General features: G+C 59.6%; 1 protein-coding gene and 1 pseudogene. Both read right to left on the minus strand.

What is annotated here, in order from left to right; translation table 11 throughout:
* A pseudogene (locus AC1DLB_RS30565) lies at positions 1-121 on the minus strand (heat-shock protein); the annotation flags it as partial.
* 131 nt (positions 122-252) lie between these two features.
* Positions 253-1,158, minus strand: a 906-nt coding sequence (locus AC1DLB_RS30570) for a tRNA dihydrouridine synthase (protein WP_477786350.1), incomplete at its 5' end; no start/stop codon positions are given.

The following is a 1,158-nucleotide window of genomic DNA, read 5'->3' on the forward strand; positions in this document are numbered from 1 at the left end:
CGTTGTAGGGTGGATAGGTGCTGCCTGGCTCATTGCGCAGGGCGGTTTCGAACAGGTCGTTGAAACGGTCGAAACCTACCGAGGAACGGAACAGTGGGGCCAAGGAAAATGCAGTACTCATGATTCAAATCTCCTGAACATAATCAGCAAGTTTTTTTGTCTCCGCGACCCGAATTCGGCATCGCGTAATCCTTAGATAAGGACCGCTGATTACTTTTCAAGAGATTATTTTCAGATTTTTTTCAAGCAGACTCAGGCGGCTTCAGACACCGGCAGCCCCAGTAAACGCGAGACCTGATCCAGCTCGGTTTCACGACGCAGGACGCCGAACAACTCTACTGCTTCGGGATAATTACGGGTCAGCATTGCCAGCCACTGCTTCAGGCGACCCGGCGATTGGCGTGGTGTCATCTGGGCCTTGGCTTGCAGCCAGAAATCCTGAATCAGCGGCAGCAGCTCGGCCCAGGTCATCTCGACGACCTCCTCACCGGCCCGCGCCGCAGCGATCTGCCTTGCCAGATCCGGACGCGACACCAGGCCACGACCGAGCATGATATCTTCGACGCCGCTGATCTCGCGGCAACGTCGCCAGTCCTCCACGCTCCAGATGTCACCGTTGGCGAACACTGGCACCTTGACCACGTCCTGGACCCGCGGGATCCATTCCCAGTGAGCTGGCGGCTTGTAGCCATCCGTTTTGGTCCGCGCGTGAACCACGATGTGCGCCGCGCCGCCTTCGGCCAGGGCTGTGGYGCAAACCAGCGAGCCATCGGGACTGTCGAAGCCCAGGCGCATTTTGGCGGTCACTGGAATGTGCGCTGGCACCGCACGGCGGACATGTTCGACGATTTCGTTGAGCAGCTCAGGCTCTTTGAGCAGAACGGCGCCACCGCGCGACTTATTGACGGTCTTGGCCGGGCAGCCGAAGTTCAGGTCGATGACTTCGGAACCCAATTCGCAGGCCAGTGCAGCGTTTTCCGCCAGGCACACCGGATCGGAGCCAAGCAGTTGCACCCGCAGCGGCACGCCGGAGGCGGTACGGGCGCCGGTCAGCAGTTCCGGGCCGAACTTGTGGTAGTAGGCAGGCGTGAGCAGCTGATCGTTGATCCGAATGAACTCGGTTACACACCAATCGATACCGCCCACACGGGTCAGCAC

This window comes from Pseudomonas sp. 05N434, assembly GCF_056396965.1.